At 67.4% G+C, this 15,419-nt stretch carries 16 protein-coding genes; 2 read left to right on the top strand and 14 right to left on the bottom strand.

All coding sequences use genetic code 11. The annotated features are described in order from the left end of the window. Nucleotides 1-110: 110 nt before the first annotated feature. From DEU36_RS15205 to DEU36_RS15165, 9 genes are all read right to left on the bottom strand, one after another. Nucleotides 111-890: an ABC transporter ATP-binding protein gene (locus DEU36_RS15205; RefSeq protein ID WP_120265142.1), complete on the bottom strand. Its 780-nt coding sequence runs from the start codon at nt 888-890 to the stop codon at nt 111-113. Further along, complete coding sequence (locus DEU36_RS15200; protein ID WP_120265141.1) at nt 887-1,702, bottom strand: ABC transporter ATP-binding protein; 816 nt, start codon at nt 1,700-1,702, stop codon at nt 887-889. Before DEU36_RS15200 ends, DEU36_RS15205 begins: the two co-directional genes overlap by 4 nt. After that, the gene (locus tag DEU36_RS15195) at nt 1,699-2,574 is read right to left on the bottom strand and encodes an ABC transporter permease (RefSeq protein WP_120265140.1); all 876 of its coding nucleotides are present in this window, start codon (nt 2,572-2,574) and stop codon (nt 1,699-1,701) included. Before DEU36_RS15195 ends, DEU36_RS15200 begins: the two co-directional genes overlap by 4 nt. Then, entirely contained in the window at nt 2,571-3,533 is a 963-nt protein-coding gene (locus DEU36_RS15190; protein WP_310790745.1) for an ABC transporter permease, read from the bottom strand. The genes DEU36_RS15195 and DEU36_RS15190 overlap by 4 nt, the downstream gene beginning before the upstream one ends. A 20-nt stretch (nt 3,534-3,553) precedes the next feature. Then, a complete protein-coding gene (locus DEU36_RS15185) occupies nt 3,554-5,068 on the bottom strand; it encodes an ABC transporter substrate-binding protein (protein WP_183045429.1) in 1,515 nt (504 codons plus the stop codon). 78 nt (nt 5,069-5,146) lie between these two features. Further along, nucleotides 5,147-5,911 carry a DUF1684 domain-containing protein gene (locus DEU36_RS15180; RefSeq protein WP_120265138.1) on the bottom strand — a complete coding sequence of 255 codons (765 nt, stop codon included), beginning with the start codon at nt 5,909-5,911 and terminating at the stop codon, nt 5,147-5,149. Between the two features lie 57 nt (nt 5,912-5,968). After that, nucleotides 5,969-6,379 carry a hypothetical protein gene (locus tag DEU36_RS15175; protein WP_120265137.1) on the bottom strand — a complete coding sequence of 137 codons (411 nt, stop codon included), beginning with the start codon at nt 6,377-6,379 and terminating at the stop codon, nt 5,969-5,971. A gap of 9 nt (nt 6,380-6,388) precedes the next feature. After that, complete coding sequence (locus DEU36_RS15170) at nt 6,389-6,850, bottom strand: DUF3817 domain-containing protein (RefSeq protein WP_120265136.1); 462 nt, start codon at nt 6,848-6,850, stop codon at nt 6,389-6,391. Nucleotides 6,851-6,872: 22 nt separating this feature from the next. Next, nucleotides 6,873-7,298: a MarR family winged helix-turn-helix transcriptional regulator gene (locus tag DEU36_RS15165; protein ID WP_112617533.1), complete on the bottom strand. Its 426-nt coding sequence runs from the start codon at nt 7,296-7,298 to the stop codon at nt 6,873-6,875. A 384-nt stretch (nt 7,299-7,682) separates the two neighbouring features. Here DEU36_RS15165 and DEU36_RS15160 point away from each other — a divergent pair, with 384 nt between their 5' ends. Further along, a complete protein-coding gene (locus DEU36_RS15160) occupies nt 7,683-8,111 on the top strand; it encodes a MarR family winged helix-turn-helix transcriptional regulator (protein WP_183045428.1) in 429 nt (142 codons plus the stop codon). 44 nt (nt 8,112-8,155) lie between these two features. Next, nucleotides 8,156-9,463, top strand: coding sequence for an MFS transporter (locus tag DEU36_RS15155; RefSeq protein WP_120265195.1), 1,308 nt, complete (start codon nt 8,156-8,158; stop codon nt 9,461-9,463). Between the two features lie 317 nt (nt 9,464-9,780). On the opposite strand, the gene DEU36_RS15150 is transcribed toward DEU36_RS15155, so the two are convergent. The 5 genes from DEU36_RS15150 to nrdI form a co-directional block, all read right to left on the bottom strand. Further along, nucleotides 9,781-10,158: a hypothetical protein gene (locus DEU36_RS15150; RefSeq protein ID WP_120265134.1), complete on the bottom strand. Its 378-nt coding sequence runs from the start codon at nt 10,156-10,158 to the stop codon at nt 9,781-9,783. A 119-nt stretch (nt 10,159-10,277) separates the two neighbouring features. Further along, the gene (locus DEU36_RS15145; RefSeq protein ID WP_120265133.1) at nt 10,278-11,447 is read right to left on the bottom strand and encodes an RtcB family protein; all 1,170 of its coding nucleotides are present in this window, start codon (nt 11,445-11,447) and stop codon (nt 10,278-10,280) included. A 368-nt stretch (nt 11,448-11,815) separates the two neighbouring features. After that, the gene (nrdF, locus tag DEU36_RS15140) at nt 11,816-12,793 is read right to left on the bottom strand and encodes a class 1b ribonucleoside-diphosphate reductase subunit beta (RefSeq protein ID WP_120265132.1); all 978 of its coding nucleotides are present in this window, start codon (nt 12,791-12,793) and stop codon (nt 11,816-11,818) included. Between the two features lie 35 nt (nt 12,794-12,828). Then, a complete protein-coding gene (nrdE, locus tag DEU36_RS15135) occupies nt 12,829-14,997 on the bottom strand; it encodes a class 1b ribonucleoside-diphosphate reductase subunit alpha (protein WP_120265131.1) in 2,169 nt (722 codons plus the stop codon). Further along, entirely contained in the window at nt 14,967-15,416 is a 450-nt protein-coding gene (gene nrdI / locus DEU36_RS15130) for a class Ib ribonucleoside-diphosphate reductase assembly flavoprotein NrdI (RefSeq protein WP_023954602.1), read from the bottom strand. Before nrdI ends, nrdE begins: the two co-directional genes overlap by 31 nt. Between the last annotated feature and the right edge of the window lie 3 nt (nt 15,417-15,419).

Genomic DNA, 15,419 nt, shown 5'->3' with positions numbered 1-15,419 from the left:
CCGGCCCTCTCGCTCTTCCCTGTGGGGCGAACAAGTAATAAGTTACGCGGCTCCCGGCATCGTGGCAAAGCGGCGCGACATCCCGGGCGTGTCGCGGCCGCGGATCCGCGTCATTCCTGGGGTAGACGCGGCACGGCGTCGACCAGCTGCGCGGTGTAGCGGTCGGCCGGTGCGGTGAGCAGTCGCGATGTCGGGCCCTCTTCGACGACGCGACCGGCCCGGAGAACCGTCATCCGCTCGCACAGCGCCGACACGATCGTGAGGTCGTGCGAGACCAGCAGCATGCCGATGCCCTGCTCTGCCGCGAGGCGCTTGAACAGTTCGATGACGTGCATGCGCACCGACGTGTCGAGAGCACTCACCGGCTCATCGGCGAGGAGCAACCGTGGTCGCGGCGCGAGCGCGCGGGCGATCGCGATCCGCTGGCGCTGTCCACCGGAGAACGCGTCGGGGTAGCGGCCGGCGGCGTCGTCGTCGAGGTCCACGGCCGCGAGCAGCTCGGCGACCCGCGCGTCGATCCGACGCCGATCTCGCGTGATGTCCAACGAGCGCAGCGGCTCGGCGATCGACTGCCCCACCGTCATCCGAGGATCGAGAGACGAGAACGGGTCCTGGTACACCGGCTGCACCGCCCGGCGCAGCGAGCGCATCTGGGCCCGGTCGCCCGGCCGGATCGGAGCTCCCTCGAACAGCGCGCGCCCCGCCGTCGGCGAGGCCAGACCCAACAGCACCCGCAGCACGGAGGTCTTGCCCGCGCCCGACTCCCCCACGAGACCGACCGTCTGGCCGGGAGCGAGTGACAGCGAAACGTCATGGAGCACCGCGTCTCGACGCCCATAGGCGAAGTCGACGTTCTCGAGCGCGAGCGTCGCGTTGCCCTCGGCGGTCATCGGTCCTCCTTCGCCGGCAGGAAATCGTCGAGCGCGCGCGAGGCGGCGACCAGCTGCGCGGTGTACTCGTGCTGGGGCGACCGCAGCAACTGCGCAGTCTCACCGAGCTCGACCTGACGCCCGTGGCGCATCACGAGCACGCGATCGGCGATCCGTGAGACGACCGGCAGGTCGTGACTGATGAAGATCAGGGTCATCCCCCGCTCGGTGACCTCGCGCTGGAGCAGGTCGAGGATGCCGGCCTGGACCGTCACGTCGAGCGCAGTCGTCGGCTCGTCCGCGATGAGGATGTTCGGTCCCGCCGCCAGCGCCAGCGCGATCGCGACCCGCTGCCGCTGACCACCCGAGATCTCGTGGATGAACGACCGCGCGATGCGCTCCGGATCGGGCAGCTGTACATCCGCGAGGGCGTCGAGCACTCCGCGCCGGAGCTCGTCGCCCGACAGGCCGCGGTGCTTCGCCAGAGGCCACGCCAGCTGCTTGCCCACCCGCATGAGCGGATCGAGCGAGGCGAGCGGCTCTTGGAAGACGGCAGAGATGGTGCGACCGCGGACGCGGTCGAGCCGGCGCGACGGGGTTCCGACGACCTCGACGGTGCCGTCGGCGCTCGCGATCGTCGCCGAACCGAACGAGGTGAGCGGATAGGCGAGCAAGCCGAGCATCGCGAGCGCGGTCAGCGACTTGCCCGAGCCGGACTCGCCGATGATGCCGAGGCGCTCACCGGGCTCGAGCGCCACGTCGACGCCGTGCACGAGCGTGCGATCATCGCCGATCCGGATGCCGAGGCCCGATGCGGTCAGCGCGGCGGTCATCCGATGCTCCTCGTCGTCGGGTCGGCGATGTCGCGGAGGCCGTCGGCCAGCAGGTTCGCGCCGATGATGAAGGCGACCAGCAGAACCCCCGGAAGGATCGCCGCCGTGGGCGAGACGAGCACCGTGCTCTGGGCCTCCTCGAGCATCCGACCCCACGAGGCGTTGGGCGGCGGCGAGCCGAGCCCGAGGTACGACAACGACGCCTCGGCGCCGACCGCTCCGCCGAACTGCAGGGCGAGCGGCACGATGAGGGTGGGCCAGACGTTGCGCAGCACGTGCCGGAACACGATTCCGGCCCTTCCCGTTCCCGATGTCCGCGCCGCCGTGACGTAGTCCATCGCGAGAACGCGCGTCGCCGCGATGCGGGTGAGCCGTGCGATCACCGCGGAGCCCGCCAGGCCGATCGCGAGGATCGCCGACTCGACCGACGCGCCGCGCCAGGCGACGATCAGCATCGCCAGCAACAGGGTCGGGAACGCGATCGCGATGTCGAGCAGGCTCGTCAGGGCGTCGTCCACCCATCGGCGGGCGACGGCCGCGGTGAGCCCCAAAGCGATGCCGATGATCGCCGCGATCAGCACCGACCCGAAGCCGACGGTCAGGGCGAGCCGCGCCCCGATCATGAGCTGCGTGAAAAGATCGCGCCCCAGCCGGTCGGTTCCGGCCCAGTGCTCGGCGGACGGCGGCTGCAGCCGGCCGCCGCTGGTGTCGTCGAAGGTGAACGGGGTCCAGAACAACGAGATCAGGCCGATCACGGCGATGGCACCGAACAGGATGCCGCCGACGGCCAGGTTCACCGAGCGCCGGCGTCGAGGGCGTCTGCGCTCGGGAACCGCGACGGTACCCGTATCGGGAAGGGTCGTCGCCGTCACGCCGCAGCCCTCGCTCTGCGATTGCCCGAGATCGTGTCGCGCAGCCGCGGGTCGATGAGGCGCTGCGCGATGTCGGCCGCGAACCCGAGCAGCAGCACCAGGGCGGTCGAGAACAGCAGCACCCCCTGCACGCTCGGGAAGTCCTGCTCCTTGATGCCGACGAGCAGCATGTCGCCGAGACCGGGGAGGGCGAAGACCCGCTCGATGATGACGGCGCCGACGAACGTCGTCGACAACTGGATCGCCAGGATCGAGATCAGCGGAACGACCCCGTTGCGCACGCCGTGGCGCCAGATCGCGGTGGCGAAACTCTGTCCCGTCGCGCGCGCCGCGCGCAGGTACTGCTGGCCGAGCACGTCGAGCGTCGCGCTTCGGACGTAGCGTGCCAGGTCGCTGCCCGCCACGAGCGCGATGGTCAGCACCGGGAGTGTCAGCGATACGAGCGCGGCACCGGGGTCTTCCCAGTCGCGGCGCGGGAAGCCACCGGCCGGCAACAGCCGCCAGTTCAGCGCGAAGACCGCGACGAGCAGGATGCCGACCCAGAAGACCGGGACTGCTCCGCCCAATTGCGACACGGCCGAGAAGGCGGTTCCGTACCAGGTGCGCGCCTTCCAGGCCGCGATGAAGCCGACGGGAACCGCGATGACCACCGACAGCGTGAAGGCGATGAGCGTCAGGGGCAGGGTGACGTTCAGCCGACGCAGGATCTCGTCGCCCACTGGCAGGTTGTTGGTGAACGACCGCCCCAGGTCGAAGCTCGCGAGCTGACCGAGATATGCCAGGAACTGCTCCGGAATCGGCCGGTCGACGCCGAGTCGCGCCGCAGCGGCCGCGATCTCGGCATCCGTCGCCCCGACCGAGATCAGGGCGAACACCGGGTTTCCCAGCACACGCAGCACGACGAACAGGATCACCACCGCCAGCGCGAACGCCAGCAGCAGCAATCCTGTCCGTCGGATCAGATACCGGGTGATGGAGATCAGGCCTTCGTGATGTCGGAGACGTAGAACAGCGAGTTCAGTCCATTCTTGGGCACACCCGCCACTCCCTCGGCCGCGATGCGCAGCTGCGGGTTGAGGTAGAGCCAGACGCTCGCGGCGTCGTCCGAGATCTGCTGGTTCGCCTTCTTGATCAGCTCGGTCTGCTCATCGACCGAGGCCGCGGCCTCAGAATCGGCGAGCCAGGTCTGCACGTCGGCGTTGTCGTAGCCCCAGTAGAAGTCGGGGTTCCCGTAGAAGTTGATGTCACGGTCATTGACGTGGCCCTGCAGCGTCGCCTCGAAGTTCTTCTCGGTGTAGACCTTCTGGTACCACTCGTCATCGGTGATGATGTTGATGTTCAGCGTGATGCCGACCTTCGCCAGCTCCGACTTCAGGAACTCCGCGACCGTCGAGTGGACGCCCGAGTCGGGGGTGTCGACCGTGAAGGTGAAGCCGTCGGACTGGCCGGCCTCGGCGAGGAGCTTCTCCGACAGCGCCGGGTCGTACGGGTTGTTGTCGGCGAGGTCGATGTACCAGGGCTCGGAGGGCGGGACCATCGAGCCGATGAGTTCGCCGCGGCCGTCCCAGATCGCGTCGAGCAGCTTCTCGCGGTCGATCGCCGAGTAGATCGCCTTGCGCACGCGCGCGTCATCGAACGGAGCGATGCGGTCGTTGAACGCCAGCAGCTCCTTCGTCGTCGAGGTGCCCTCGATGATCTGGAAGCCGGCAGCCTCGAACTCCGCGATGCTGTCGGGGTTCGACTGGCTCGTCACCAGGTCGACCGCCCCGGTCGTCAGCGCGTTGTTCAGCGCCGTCGGATCGGCGTAGTACTGGTACACTACGCCGCCGTTGGCCGGCGCGTCGCCCCAGTAGGCGTCGTTGACGTCGAGGGTGATCGAGTCGCCCTTGCGGTAATCGCCGAGTTCGTAGGGTCCGGTGCCGTCGGCGGTGGCCGTGAGGTCACCGGCATCCTCGTTGACGATCCAGACGTACCCGAGGTTGTAGGTGAAGCTGATCGACGGCTGCGAGAGGGTCACTTCGACGGTCTTGTCGTCGACCGCGGTGACGGTGTCGATCACGCTCAGCTGGCGCTTGCGCGCCGCGATCGACTCGTCGCCCACGAAGCGCTCGAGGCTGTACTTCACGTCATCGGCGGTCAGTTCCTTGCCCGAGTGGAACGTGGCGTCCTCGAGGGTGAAGGTGTAGACGAGGCCGTCGGGCGACACCGTGGTCTCGGCCGCCAGCAGCGGCTCGACCTGCGCGTCGTCGGTGATGCGGAACAGACCCTCGTAGACGTTGCCCGTGAAGACCTCGGTCACCCCCGACGATCCACCGAAGATCTGGTCGAGGTTGGTCGGCTCGTTCTGCGATCCGACGACGATCTCAGCGCTCGGGTCGGCGGCGCCGGCGGAACCGGCGGGGTCAGCTGATCCGGAGCATCCGGCCAGGACGAGAAGACCGGCCGTCGCTGCCGCGGTGGCGGCGACGATCCGGGAAAAGCCGCGTGAAGTCACGGGTGTTCCTTTGCTGTGTGGAGGGGCGGCGGAGCGAGGTGCGGGCGCTCCGCCGTATCGGGATGGTGCAGGGGGAACTCAGAGGGAGAAGTCGCCGGCGAACCGGACCTTCTTCTCGCCGGCGCGAACCGGGAAGGGCAGGCGGTTCTGAAGCGGCGGGAGGGGGCAGTTCATCTGGTTCGAGAACCCGCACGGCGGCACGACAGCCCGGTTGAAGTCGACCGTCACCGGAATGCTGTCCCCGGGAGCGAGGTCGCCCGTCGCGCCGGGGTGGTCGAGGAAGAGGAACCGGCCGGCTCCATAGGACTCAGCGCCGTTGGTCTGGTCACCGAAGACGAGGTGCAGCTTCGGGCCGCCATAGTTGGTGTCGAACGCGGCGAGTCGGTACTCGGCGCCGCCGACCTCGAAGACGAGGTCGCCCGAGACCGGGAGGCCGCGCGTCGCGCCACCGTCCTTGATGTGCTCGAACGGCACGACGCGGTCTTCGTCGACCAGCTCGAAGCGGCCCTCGATGACCCAGGCCGGGTCGTAGTCCCAGCGCTCGATGTCTTCGAACGCCTCGTTGGCGGGCGAGTCCTGACGCCAGATGCGGTAGCCCTCCTGCGGAAGGCCGGTCTCGATGTCGGTGCGCTGGAGGCGCGTGAGCAGCGCATCGACCGGATGGCCCGCGCGGGCGGCCTCGTCGTCGACGGCGGGCTCGCCCGGAGCCGACCAGTGCGTGAGCACGAGAGCGAGCGATCCCTGCGGAGCCGCGACGGACTCACGACGGAAAGCCGCCCAGGCTCGGTAGTCGGACTCGGCCGACGAGACGGATGCTGCTGCGGATGCGGATGTGCTCACCATGACAGGCAACCAAACGCGCGCCCTCCACGAGAAATTCCGTGTCGGTCTGTTGCGGTCTCAGCGCGGCGACCCGGGCGCGTCTGCTCCGGGGCCGCCCACCCACAGAGCCCACGCGACGAGCACGGGCTGGAGGAACAGGCGACCGAAGCGGCGGGCATCGGTGTCGAGGCCGGGAGCCGACGCTCCGATACGCCACTGGTGGATGTTGCCCGGGAGCACGGCGACGAAGAAGGCGGCGATCGCGGCGGCGACCCGTCGTCGCTCGCGCGGCAGAGCGACGAGCCCCGCGCCGAGCATGATCTCCACCGCGCCGCTGGCGACGACGATCATGTCCTTATCGGTTCGCAGCAGCCGCGTCGCCCAGTCGGGCACCGCGATGCGGTATCCCCGCCGGAGCACGGTCAGATGAGCGGACCCGGCAACGATCAACAGGGCGGCGAGGGCGAAGCGGGCAACGATGCGCGGCATCCGATCACGCTACGCCCGTCCGGGAGGTCCGATCACCAGCAGCACGATGTACGCGGCGATGATGCCGACGGCGAGGATGACGGCGAGCACCGCCGGGCGCCGCACGAACCACCGCAAGAACCGGTCCAGCACGCGCTGGTCGCGCGGGTCATCGGTCGCCTCTGTGCGCCATTCGCCGTCGAGGAGCCCGCGGCGGCGCAGCACGATCTCCGTCGGAACCGTCGCATAGGGAACCACCGCCGCGGCGACGGCGCAGACCGTCGGCACGATGGACCAGCGGTTGTTCCAGGCGACCAGGACCGCGGTCGCGCCGTAGCAGAGGAACACGAATCCGTGGATGCCACCGCCGATCGTCACGGCGATCGGGAGGTCGAAGGCCGAACGCAGGACGAGACCCAGGATCAGCAGCGTCCACGAGAAGGCCTCGGCGATCGCGAGCGAGCGGAATGCGGTCAGCGGGGTTCGGAACACCCTCGAACCCTATCCAGCGGACTTAGACGATTCCTGCGCGGATGCCGTCCATCGACGAGGCCAGGCCCGGCATGTTGTCGCTCAGCGTGGCGTCGAGCTCGAGCAGCCGCTGGTGGGCCTGCTCCATGACGGCGATGCCCTTCGCCGTGATGCGCAGATCGGATGCCGAGCCGGCGTGCGCCGTCGCGTCGGCGACCAGGCCTTCGTCGACGAGCGTGCGCACGGCGGTGTGCGCGGACTGCACCGTGATGTGAGAGCGGCGGGCGAGCTCGGAGAATGAGATCCCGGGCTCGGAGCCGATGTGTCCGAGCAGGCCGAACTTGCGGGTGGAGAGGCCGAGGTCGCGCAGGGCTGCGGAGAGCCGGCCTTCCCACGACGCCGAGACGGCGATGAGCGCGATGACCGGGCTGAAGCGCGGCTCGCGCGTGAGGGCAGGAGTTTCCGACACGGTCACGATTGTAGGAGGCGCGGGCTGTGTCGTGCGGTGATGGCGACCGAGAGAAGCTGTGTCGTGCGCCTAACGCCCCGAACGCGGTTCGTCAAGGACCGCGCATCTGTGCGATCGGATGTTCATGATGAGTTCCACGGAAGAAGCGGGGAGGTCACCATGATCACGGACGAAGAGCAGAACGAGCAGCACACCGACATCCGCGGCGAGAAGCCGTTCGGTCAATGGCTCGGACTGATCAACGGCGGCCGCTGACGCCACGCGAAGCCCCCGGCATCCTCTCTCGCGAGGAGGATGCCGGGGGCTTCGTCATGTCCGGTCGTCTCGTCCGGCCGAGGTGGTGCCATTTACATAGCTTGCCTATGCATGTTGTATAGTCACGCTATGCAGTTCCCTGACTCTCCCATCCGGCTGATGTCGGCGTCGAGCAGGTTCAACCGCGCCGTGGCCCGTCGCGTCGAGACGTCCGCCGCCGCGGGAACGTGGCGTGCGCTGGCCGCCCTCGACGAGCTCGGCCCCACGCGGGTGAGCGACCTGGCCGAGTGGCAGCGCGTCAGCCAGCCCACCATGACGACGCTCGTTCGCCGCATGGAGCAGGACGGGCTCGTGCAGCGCGCGCCCGATCCCGAGGACGGCCGGGCCTCGCTCGTGTCGATCACGGCGGAAGGGCGGCGACAGTTCGAGGCGTTCCGCTCGCAGGCGCTCGATGTCACGGGTCCCGCCTGGGCGCGACTGAGCGCCGCCGACCGGTCGACCCTCGCGCGCGCCGCCGAGCTTCTCGCGGCACTGCTCGAGGAACCGGAACTGCGATGACCCCGACAGACCCCGACGAGAGGAAGGTGCGCGTGACGAGCGCGATGAACACAGAACGGTCGACGACCGGCGAGCAGACGAAGGCGACGGCCGAGACCGCGAAGGCGTCGATCTGGCGACAGCCCGTCGCCGTTTGGGCGATCGCCTTCGCCTGCACCGTGTCGTTCATGGGCATCGGCCTGGTCGACCCGATCCTCCCGGCGATCAGCCGGGAGCTCGACGCCACCCCTTCCGAGACGATGCTGCTGTTCACCAGCTACCTCTTCATCACCGGAATCGTCATGCTGTTCGCCAGCTGGGTGTCGTCGAGGCTCGGGGTCAAGAAGACGCTGCTGCTCGGTCTCGCCCTCATCGTCGTGTTCGCCGCCGCGGCAGGGTTGTCGGGCGGAGTGGTCGAGATCATCGGCTTCCGCGCTGGCTGGGGAATCGGCAACGCGCTCTTCATCGCGACGGCGCTGGCCGCGATCGTCGGGGCGGCGAGCGGCGGAAGCCGTCAGGCGATCGTTCTCTACGAGGCATCCCTCGGCATCGGCCTCGCCGTCGGACCGCTCCTCGGCGGCGCGCTCGGAGAGCTGTCGTGGCGCGGCCCGTTCTTCGGCACCGCCGCGCTCATGGCCGTCGCGCTGCTGGCGATCCTCGTCGTGTTCCGCTCCCCTGCGCCCGCGGCCGGTGCCGCCGCGCCCGCGAAAGTGTCGTTCCTCGCGTCGTTCCGCGCGTTGCGCAACCCGGCGCTGCTGACACTGTCGCTGACGGCCTTCTTCTACAACGTGGCGTTCTTCGTGCTGCTGGCATACAGCCCGTACCCCATCGAATCCGCCGCGGTGAAAGCCGGAATGACATTCGGGGCCCACGAGCTCGGGCTCGTCTTCTTCGGCTGGGGACTCGCCGTCGCACTGACGTCGGTGCTCGCAGCTCCCGTGCTGACCCGTCGGCTGGGCCTTCGGCCCGTGCTGTTCACCATGCTCGGGCTGCTCGCCGTCGCCGAAGCCGTGCTCGCGATCGGCATCGACAGCGCCACCGTGCTGATCGTCACCGTCATCGTCGCGGGGCTCTTCCTCGGTGTGCTCAACACGGCGCTCACCGAGGCCGTCATGGAGGCGACCGATCTGCCCCGGAACGTCGCGAGCGGCACCTACTCCGGCGTCCGATTCATCGGCGGCGCGATCGCTCCCGCCGTCGCCGGTCCACTCGCCGCTGCACTCACCCCGAGCGCGCCGTACTGGCTCGGCGTCGCCGCGCTCGTCGTCGCGATCGCGATCCTCGCCGCCGCCGGACGGACGCTCGGCCACCTCGGCCGCCCGCACGAGACAGCTGTCGCCGAGGCTGCCGACATCGGCCAGGGCGACGCCTGACCGGAGGGCATCTGCATGTCGGAGGGCGGTTTCCCGGGGAGCCGGCCTCCGACGTGCAGGTTTGCTCCGCGGAATTCGCCGCCTACGGAATGCGAAAAGGGATGCGGCCGCAGTGGCTGACCGCCCTCGAGGAGATCTCCGACGGCGACATCCTGCCGAAGCAGTCGCCTCGCTGGACCGCATAGCCGATCTCGCCGCGGAGTGGGTGCTGCCCGGACACGGACCGGAGTTCCACGGGTCACCGGCCGAGGCTGTCGCAGCGGTTCGTGCGGTCATCTCGTAGAAGACGCGCGGTGATCGAGGCGGCGACGAAGGGCTCACCCCATGCCGGACATCCGGTCCCACTCGATCGACCGGAACTGCAGGTACGCGCACAGGTCGCTCGCGACGCGCAATTCGGCTGCGAAGCCGGCCAGCTGCTGTGCGCTGACCGTCAGGTCTTCGTCCCGCCCGGTGAGCGTGATGACCCACTCAGCTCGGTCGGGTCCCGCAGGTTGCATGTAGACCTCTGCCGGCGTCCCGAACGGAACCATGATCACCAGACCGGTGTCCTTGCCGAGGCTCTCGTCCTGCACCGCGACTTTGAACGACGACGACGTCCGTGGCCCCGTCGCGAGGTAGTCGGCCAGCCACTGCTCGAGGAGAGCCTTCGAGCGCACGGGGTACCCGGGACGGTCTCGAGTCTCGGAATCCATGTCGTCAGCGTAGGCCACGGTCCGCGCCGGAGTGCTCCCGCGGCGTCAGCACGTCGGAGGGCGGGCTCCTGAGAGCCGCCACCCTCCGACGTGCGGATCTCCACCGCCGACAGTACGGTTCAATCGCCCTTCACGTTGACCAGCTGACGCAGCGTGTGCCGCACCTCGACGAGGTCGGCGGCGTCGTCCATCACCCGGTCGATCGGCTTGTACGCCTGCGGGATCTCGTCGATGAAGGCATCCGTGTCGCGGAACTCGATGCCCGCCATCGCCGCACGCAGCTGGTCGTGCGTGAAGGTCCGGCGCGCGGCCGACCGTGAGTACTCCCGACCCGCGCCGTGCGGCGACGAGTTGAGCGACAGCGGGTTCCCGAGCCCGGAGACGACGTACGACGCCGTGCCCATCGATCCCGGGATGAGGCCGGGCCGGCCGGCATCCGCCTGGATCGCGCCCTTGCGCGACACCCACACCTGCTTGCCGAAGTGCTTCTCGCTCTCGGTGAAGTTGTGGTGGCAGTTGATGCGCTCGAGCTCCTCGACCTCGCCGCCCATCGTCTCGGACAGCTGACGAGCGACGCGGTCCATCATCTCCTCGCGGTTGAGGAGCGCGAAGTGCTGCGCCCACCGGAGCTCGCGGATGTAGCGGCGGAACTCCTCCGTGCCCTCGACGAGGTACGCCAGGTCGGGGTCGGGCAGGTCGATCCACCATTGCTTGGCGAGCCGCTGCGCGACTCCGATGTGGTGCGTCGCAATCTTGTTGCCCACTCCCCGCGAACCGGAGTGCAGGAACATCCAGACCGCGTCGGTCTCGTCGACCGAGACCTCGATGAAGTGGTTGCCCGACCCGAGCGACCCGAGCTGGTTACGCCAATGTCCGGCATAGCGAGCCGGGTCGAACTCGTTCTTGTCGGCGAGCTCCTCCAGCTCGGCGATGCGCGGCTCGGCTGTCGCGACGATCTTGCGGTTGTCGCGACCGGCCGACAGCGGGATCGCCCGCTCGATCTGCTCACGCAGCGCCGCCAGGTCGCGGCCGAGCAGCTGCGACTTCGTGAACTGGGTGCGGACGGCGATCATGCCGCACCCGATGTCGACGCCGACGGCTGCCGGCATGATCGCGCCGAGTGTCGGGATGACCGATCCGACGGTCGCCCCCTTGCCGAGGTGCGCATCGGGCATGAGCGCCAGGTGCGGGTGGATGAACGGCATGCCCGACGCGGTGCGAGCCTGATCGAGAGTCTTCTCGTCGATGATGCTCGCCCACGACAAGAGCCTGTTCGAGAGCTTCTCCATGGTTCCTTTCCTTGTGACGACGGTCCGGAACGGGCGCATGGAGAGGAACACACGAACGCCCCGGACCTGTGCGGTGCGGGGCGTTCTGACAGTGGCGGTGTCAGACGTCTCGCACCGGAGGGTACGACTCATTGCGGAGCTGGAACTGGTCCAGGCCCGCTGCGATCAGGCGCTCGTTGCGCGTGGTCATGTCGTTCCTCCGGTGATGCCGTGCCTCGTGGCGCAGCCTTGCAACACTACGCGGCACGGTGGTGGGGCGTCAACGGTGACGGCGAAGCCCCGCCAGAAAAGGCCTCCGGCCGACCGCCCTGATGGGTGACCGGCCGGAGGCCTTGTCATTGCGCTGGATCCGCGGGATCACGCAGGAATCAGAAGTCCCAGTCCTCGTCTTCGGTGGCCTCGGCCTTGCCGATGACGTACGACGAGCCCGACCCCGAGAAGAAGTCGTGGTTCTCGTCGGCGTTCGGCGACAGGGCCGACAGGATCGCCGGGTTCACGTTGGTGACCGTCGCGGGGAACATCGCCTCGAAGCCGAGGTTCATCAGCGCCTTGTTGGCGTTGTAGTGCAAGAACTTCTTGACGTCTTCGGTCAGACCGACGGCGTCGTAGAGGTCTTGCGTGTACTGCACCTCGTTGTCGTAGAGCTCGTAGAGCAGCGAGAACGTGTAGTCCTTGATCTCGTCGCGCTCGGGCTGCGAGAGCTGCTCGTAGCCCTTCTGGAACTTGTAGCCGATGTAGTAGCCGTGCACGGCCTCGTCGCGGATGATGAGGCGGATGATGTCGGCGGTGTTGGTCAGCTTGGCCTTCGCCGACCAGTGCAGCGGCAGGTAGAACCCCGAGTAGAAGAGGAACGACTCGAGCAGGGTCGAGGCGACCTTGCGCTTGAGCGGCTCGTCGCCACGGTAGTAGTCCATGACGATCGAGGCCTTCTTCTGAAGGTTCGGATTCTCGACCGACCAACGGAACGCGTCGTCGATCTCGGGCGTCGAGGCGAGCGTCGAGAAGATCGACGAGTAGCTCTTCGCGTGCACCGACTCCATGAACGCGATGTTCGTGTAGACGGCCTCCTCGTGCGGGGTGATCGCATCGGGGATGAGCGAGACGGCACCGACGGTGCCCTGGATCGTGTCGAGGAGTGTCAGCCCCGTGAACACGCGCATCGTGAGGGTCTGCTCGTCGGGCGTCAGCGTGTTCCACGACTGGATGTCGTTCGACAGCGGCACCTTCTCGGGCAGCCAGAAGTTGTTCACCAGACGGTTCCAGACCTCGAGGTCCTTGTCGTCCTGGATGCGGTTCCAGTTGATCGCCTGCACGTGGTCGACGAGCTTGAGCGGTTCGGGAGTCATATCGCTTCAGTTCCTGGTTCGGGTTCCGGCATCCGTCACAGCATGCAGCTGACGCACTCGGACATGTCGGTGCCCTCGAGCGCCATCTGCCGCAGGCGGATGTAGTAGATCGTCTTGATGCCCTTGCGCCAGGCGTAGATCTGGGCCCGGTTGATGTCGCGCGTGGTCGCGGTGTCCTTGAAGAACAGCGTCAGCGACAGGCCCTGGTCGACGTGCTGGGTGGCGGCGGCGTACGTGTCGATGACCTTCTCGTAGCCGATCTCGTACGCGTCTTCGTAGTACTCGAGGTTGTCGTTCGTCATGAACGGCGCCGGGTAGTAGACGCGGCCGAGCTTGCCTTCCTTGCGGATCTCGATCTTCGACGCGATCGGGTGGATCGACGACGTCGAGTTGTTGATGTACGAGATCGAGCCGGTCGGGGGCACCGCCTGCAGGTTCTGGTTGTAGATGCCGTGCTGCTGGATCGATGCCTTCAGCTCGCGCCAGTCATCCTGCGTCGGGATGTGGATACCCTCGAACAGACCCTTCACCTTGTCGGTCTGCGGCGCCCACTCCTGCTCGACGTACTTGTCGAAGAACTCGCCCGACGCGTAGGTCGAGTCGGGGAAGCCCTCGAAGTACGTGCCGCGCTCGATCGCGATCTTGTTCGATGCCCGCAGGGCGTGGAACAGCACCGTGTAGAAGTAGATGTTCGTGAAGTCGAGGCCTTCTTCCGACCCGTAGAACACGTGCTCACGCGCCAGGTACCCGTGCAGGTTCATCTGCCCGAGGCCGATCGCGTGCGAACGGTCGTTGCCGTCCTCGATCGAGCGGACCGAGGCGATGTGGCTCTGGTCGCTGACCGCCGTGAGGGCGCGGATGCTGGTCTCGACCGTCTGGGCGAGGTTCTTGCCGTCCATCGCGAGGGCGATGTTCATCGACCCGAGGTTGCAGGAGATGTCCTTACCGATCTGGGCGTACGAGAGGTCTTCGTTGTACGTCGTCGGGGTGTTGACCTGGAGGATCTCCGAGCACAGGTTCGACATGTTGATCCGGCCCTTGATCGGGTTGGCCTTGTTCACCGTGTCCTCGAACATGATGTACGGGTAGCCCGACTCGAACTGGATCTCGGCGAGCGTCTGGAAGAACTCGCGCGCATTGATCTTCGTCTTCTTGATGCGCGCGTCGTCGACCATCTCGCGGTACTTCTCGGTGACCGAGATGTCGCCGAACGGCACGCCGTAGACCTTCTCGACGTCGTAGGGCGAGAACAGGTACATGTCCTCGCCGTTCTTGGCGAGCTCGAAGGTGATGTCGGGGATGACGACACCCAGCGACAGCGTCTTGATGCGGATCTTCTCGTCGGCGTTCTCACGCTTGGTGTCGAGGAACTTGAGGATGTCGGGGTGGTGGGCCGACAGGTACACGGCGCCGGCACCCTGGCGCGCGCCGAGCTGGTTGGCGTAGCTGAAGCTGTCTTCGAGCAGCTTCATGACGGGGATGATGCCCGACGACTGGTTCTCGATCTGCTTGATCGGAGCACCGGCCTCGCGGATGTTCGACAGCAGCAGCGCCACACCGCCGCCGCGCTTCGAGAGCTGCAGGGCGGAGTTGATGCCGCGGGCGATCGACTCCATGTTGTCTTCGATGCGGAGCAGGAAGCACGACACGAGCTCGCCGCGCTGGGCCTTGCCCGTGTTCAGGAACGTCGGGGTGGCGGGCTGGAATCGACCCGAGATGATCTCGTCGACGAGCTGCATCGCGAGGTTCTCGTCGCCGTCGGCGAGGCCGAGGGCGGTCATGACGACGCGGTCCTCGAAGCGCTCGAGGTAACGCTTGCCGTCGAAGGTCTTCAGCGTGTAGCTCGTGTAGTACTTGAACGCGCCGAGGAAGGTCTCGAAGCGGAACTTCTTGCCGTACGCGAAGTCGTTGAGCTTCTGGATGAACTCGAGCGAGTACTTCTCGATGACCTTGGGCTCGTAGTACTCCTTCTCGACGAGGTAGTCGAGGCGCTCCTTGAGGGAGTGGAAGAAGACCGTGTTCTGGTTGACGTGCTGGAGGAAGTACTCCCGCGCCGCGCGCTTGTCGGCGTCGAACTGGATCTTGCCGTCCGCGCCGTAGAGGTTGAGCATCGCGTTGAGGGCGTGGTAGTCGAGCCCGTCGAAGCGTGTGTCGACCTTGAAGCCGTTATCGGTCAAGGCTGTTTCCAGTGCTGATTCCACCATCGTTCCAATCCTGCGCTCACGCGCTCGACGTCTTCGGGCGTGCCGAACAGTTCCACCTTGTCCAAGTGCGGCACGGAGCACTTGCGGCTGATGATGTCGCCGGCGAGGCAGTACGACTCGCCGAAATTCGTGTTGCCGGTGGAGATGACTCCACGCAGCAGGGTGCGGTTGCGCACGTCGTTCAAGAATCGGACGACCTGCTTGGGCACCGCACCCTTCTCCTCACCGCGCCCCTGTCCCCCGCCGTAGGTGGGAGTGACGAGCACGAAAGGCTCGGTCATGACGAGGGGCGTCGGTGAGGAGTGAAGGGGGATGCGGAGCGCCGGCAATCCGAGTTTGTCGATGAATCGCGCGGTGTTGCCGGAGACGCTCGAGAAGTACACGAGCAGAGGCGCCCGCGTCGCGACCGCCGTGCTCATGGC

Source organism: Microbacterium sp. AG238, from assembly GCF_003610405.1.
In the GTDB taxonomy this organism is placed as follows: domain Bacteria; phylum Actinomycetota; class Actinomycetes; order Actinomycetales; family Microbacteriaceae; genus Microbacterium.
The sequence above is the reverse complement of the archived record's forward strand: the minus strand, read 5'-3'. Positions and strand labels throughout refer to the sequence as shown.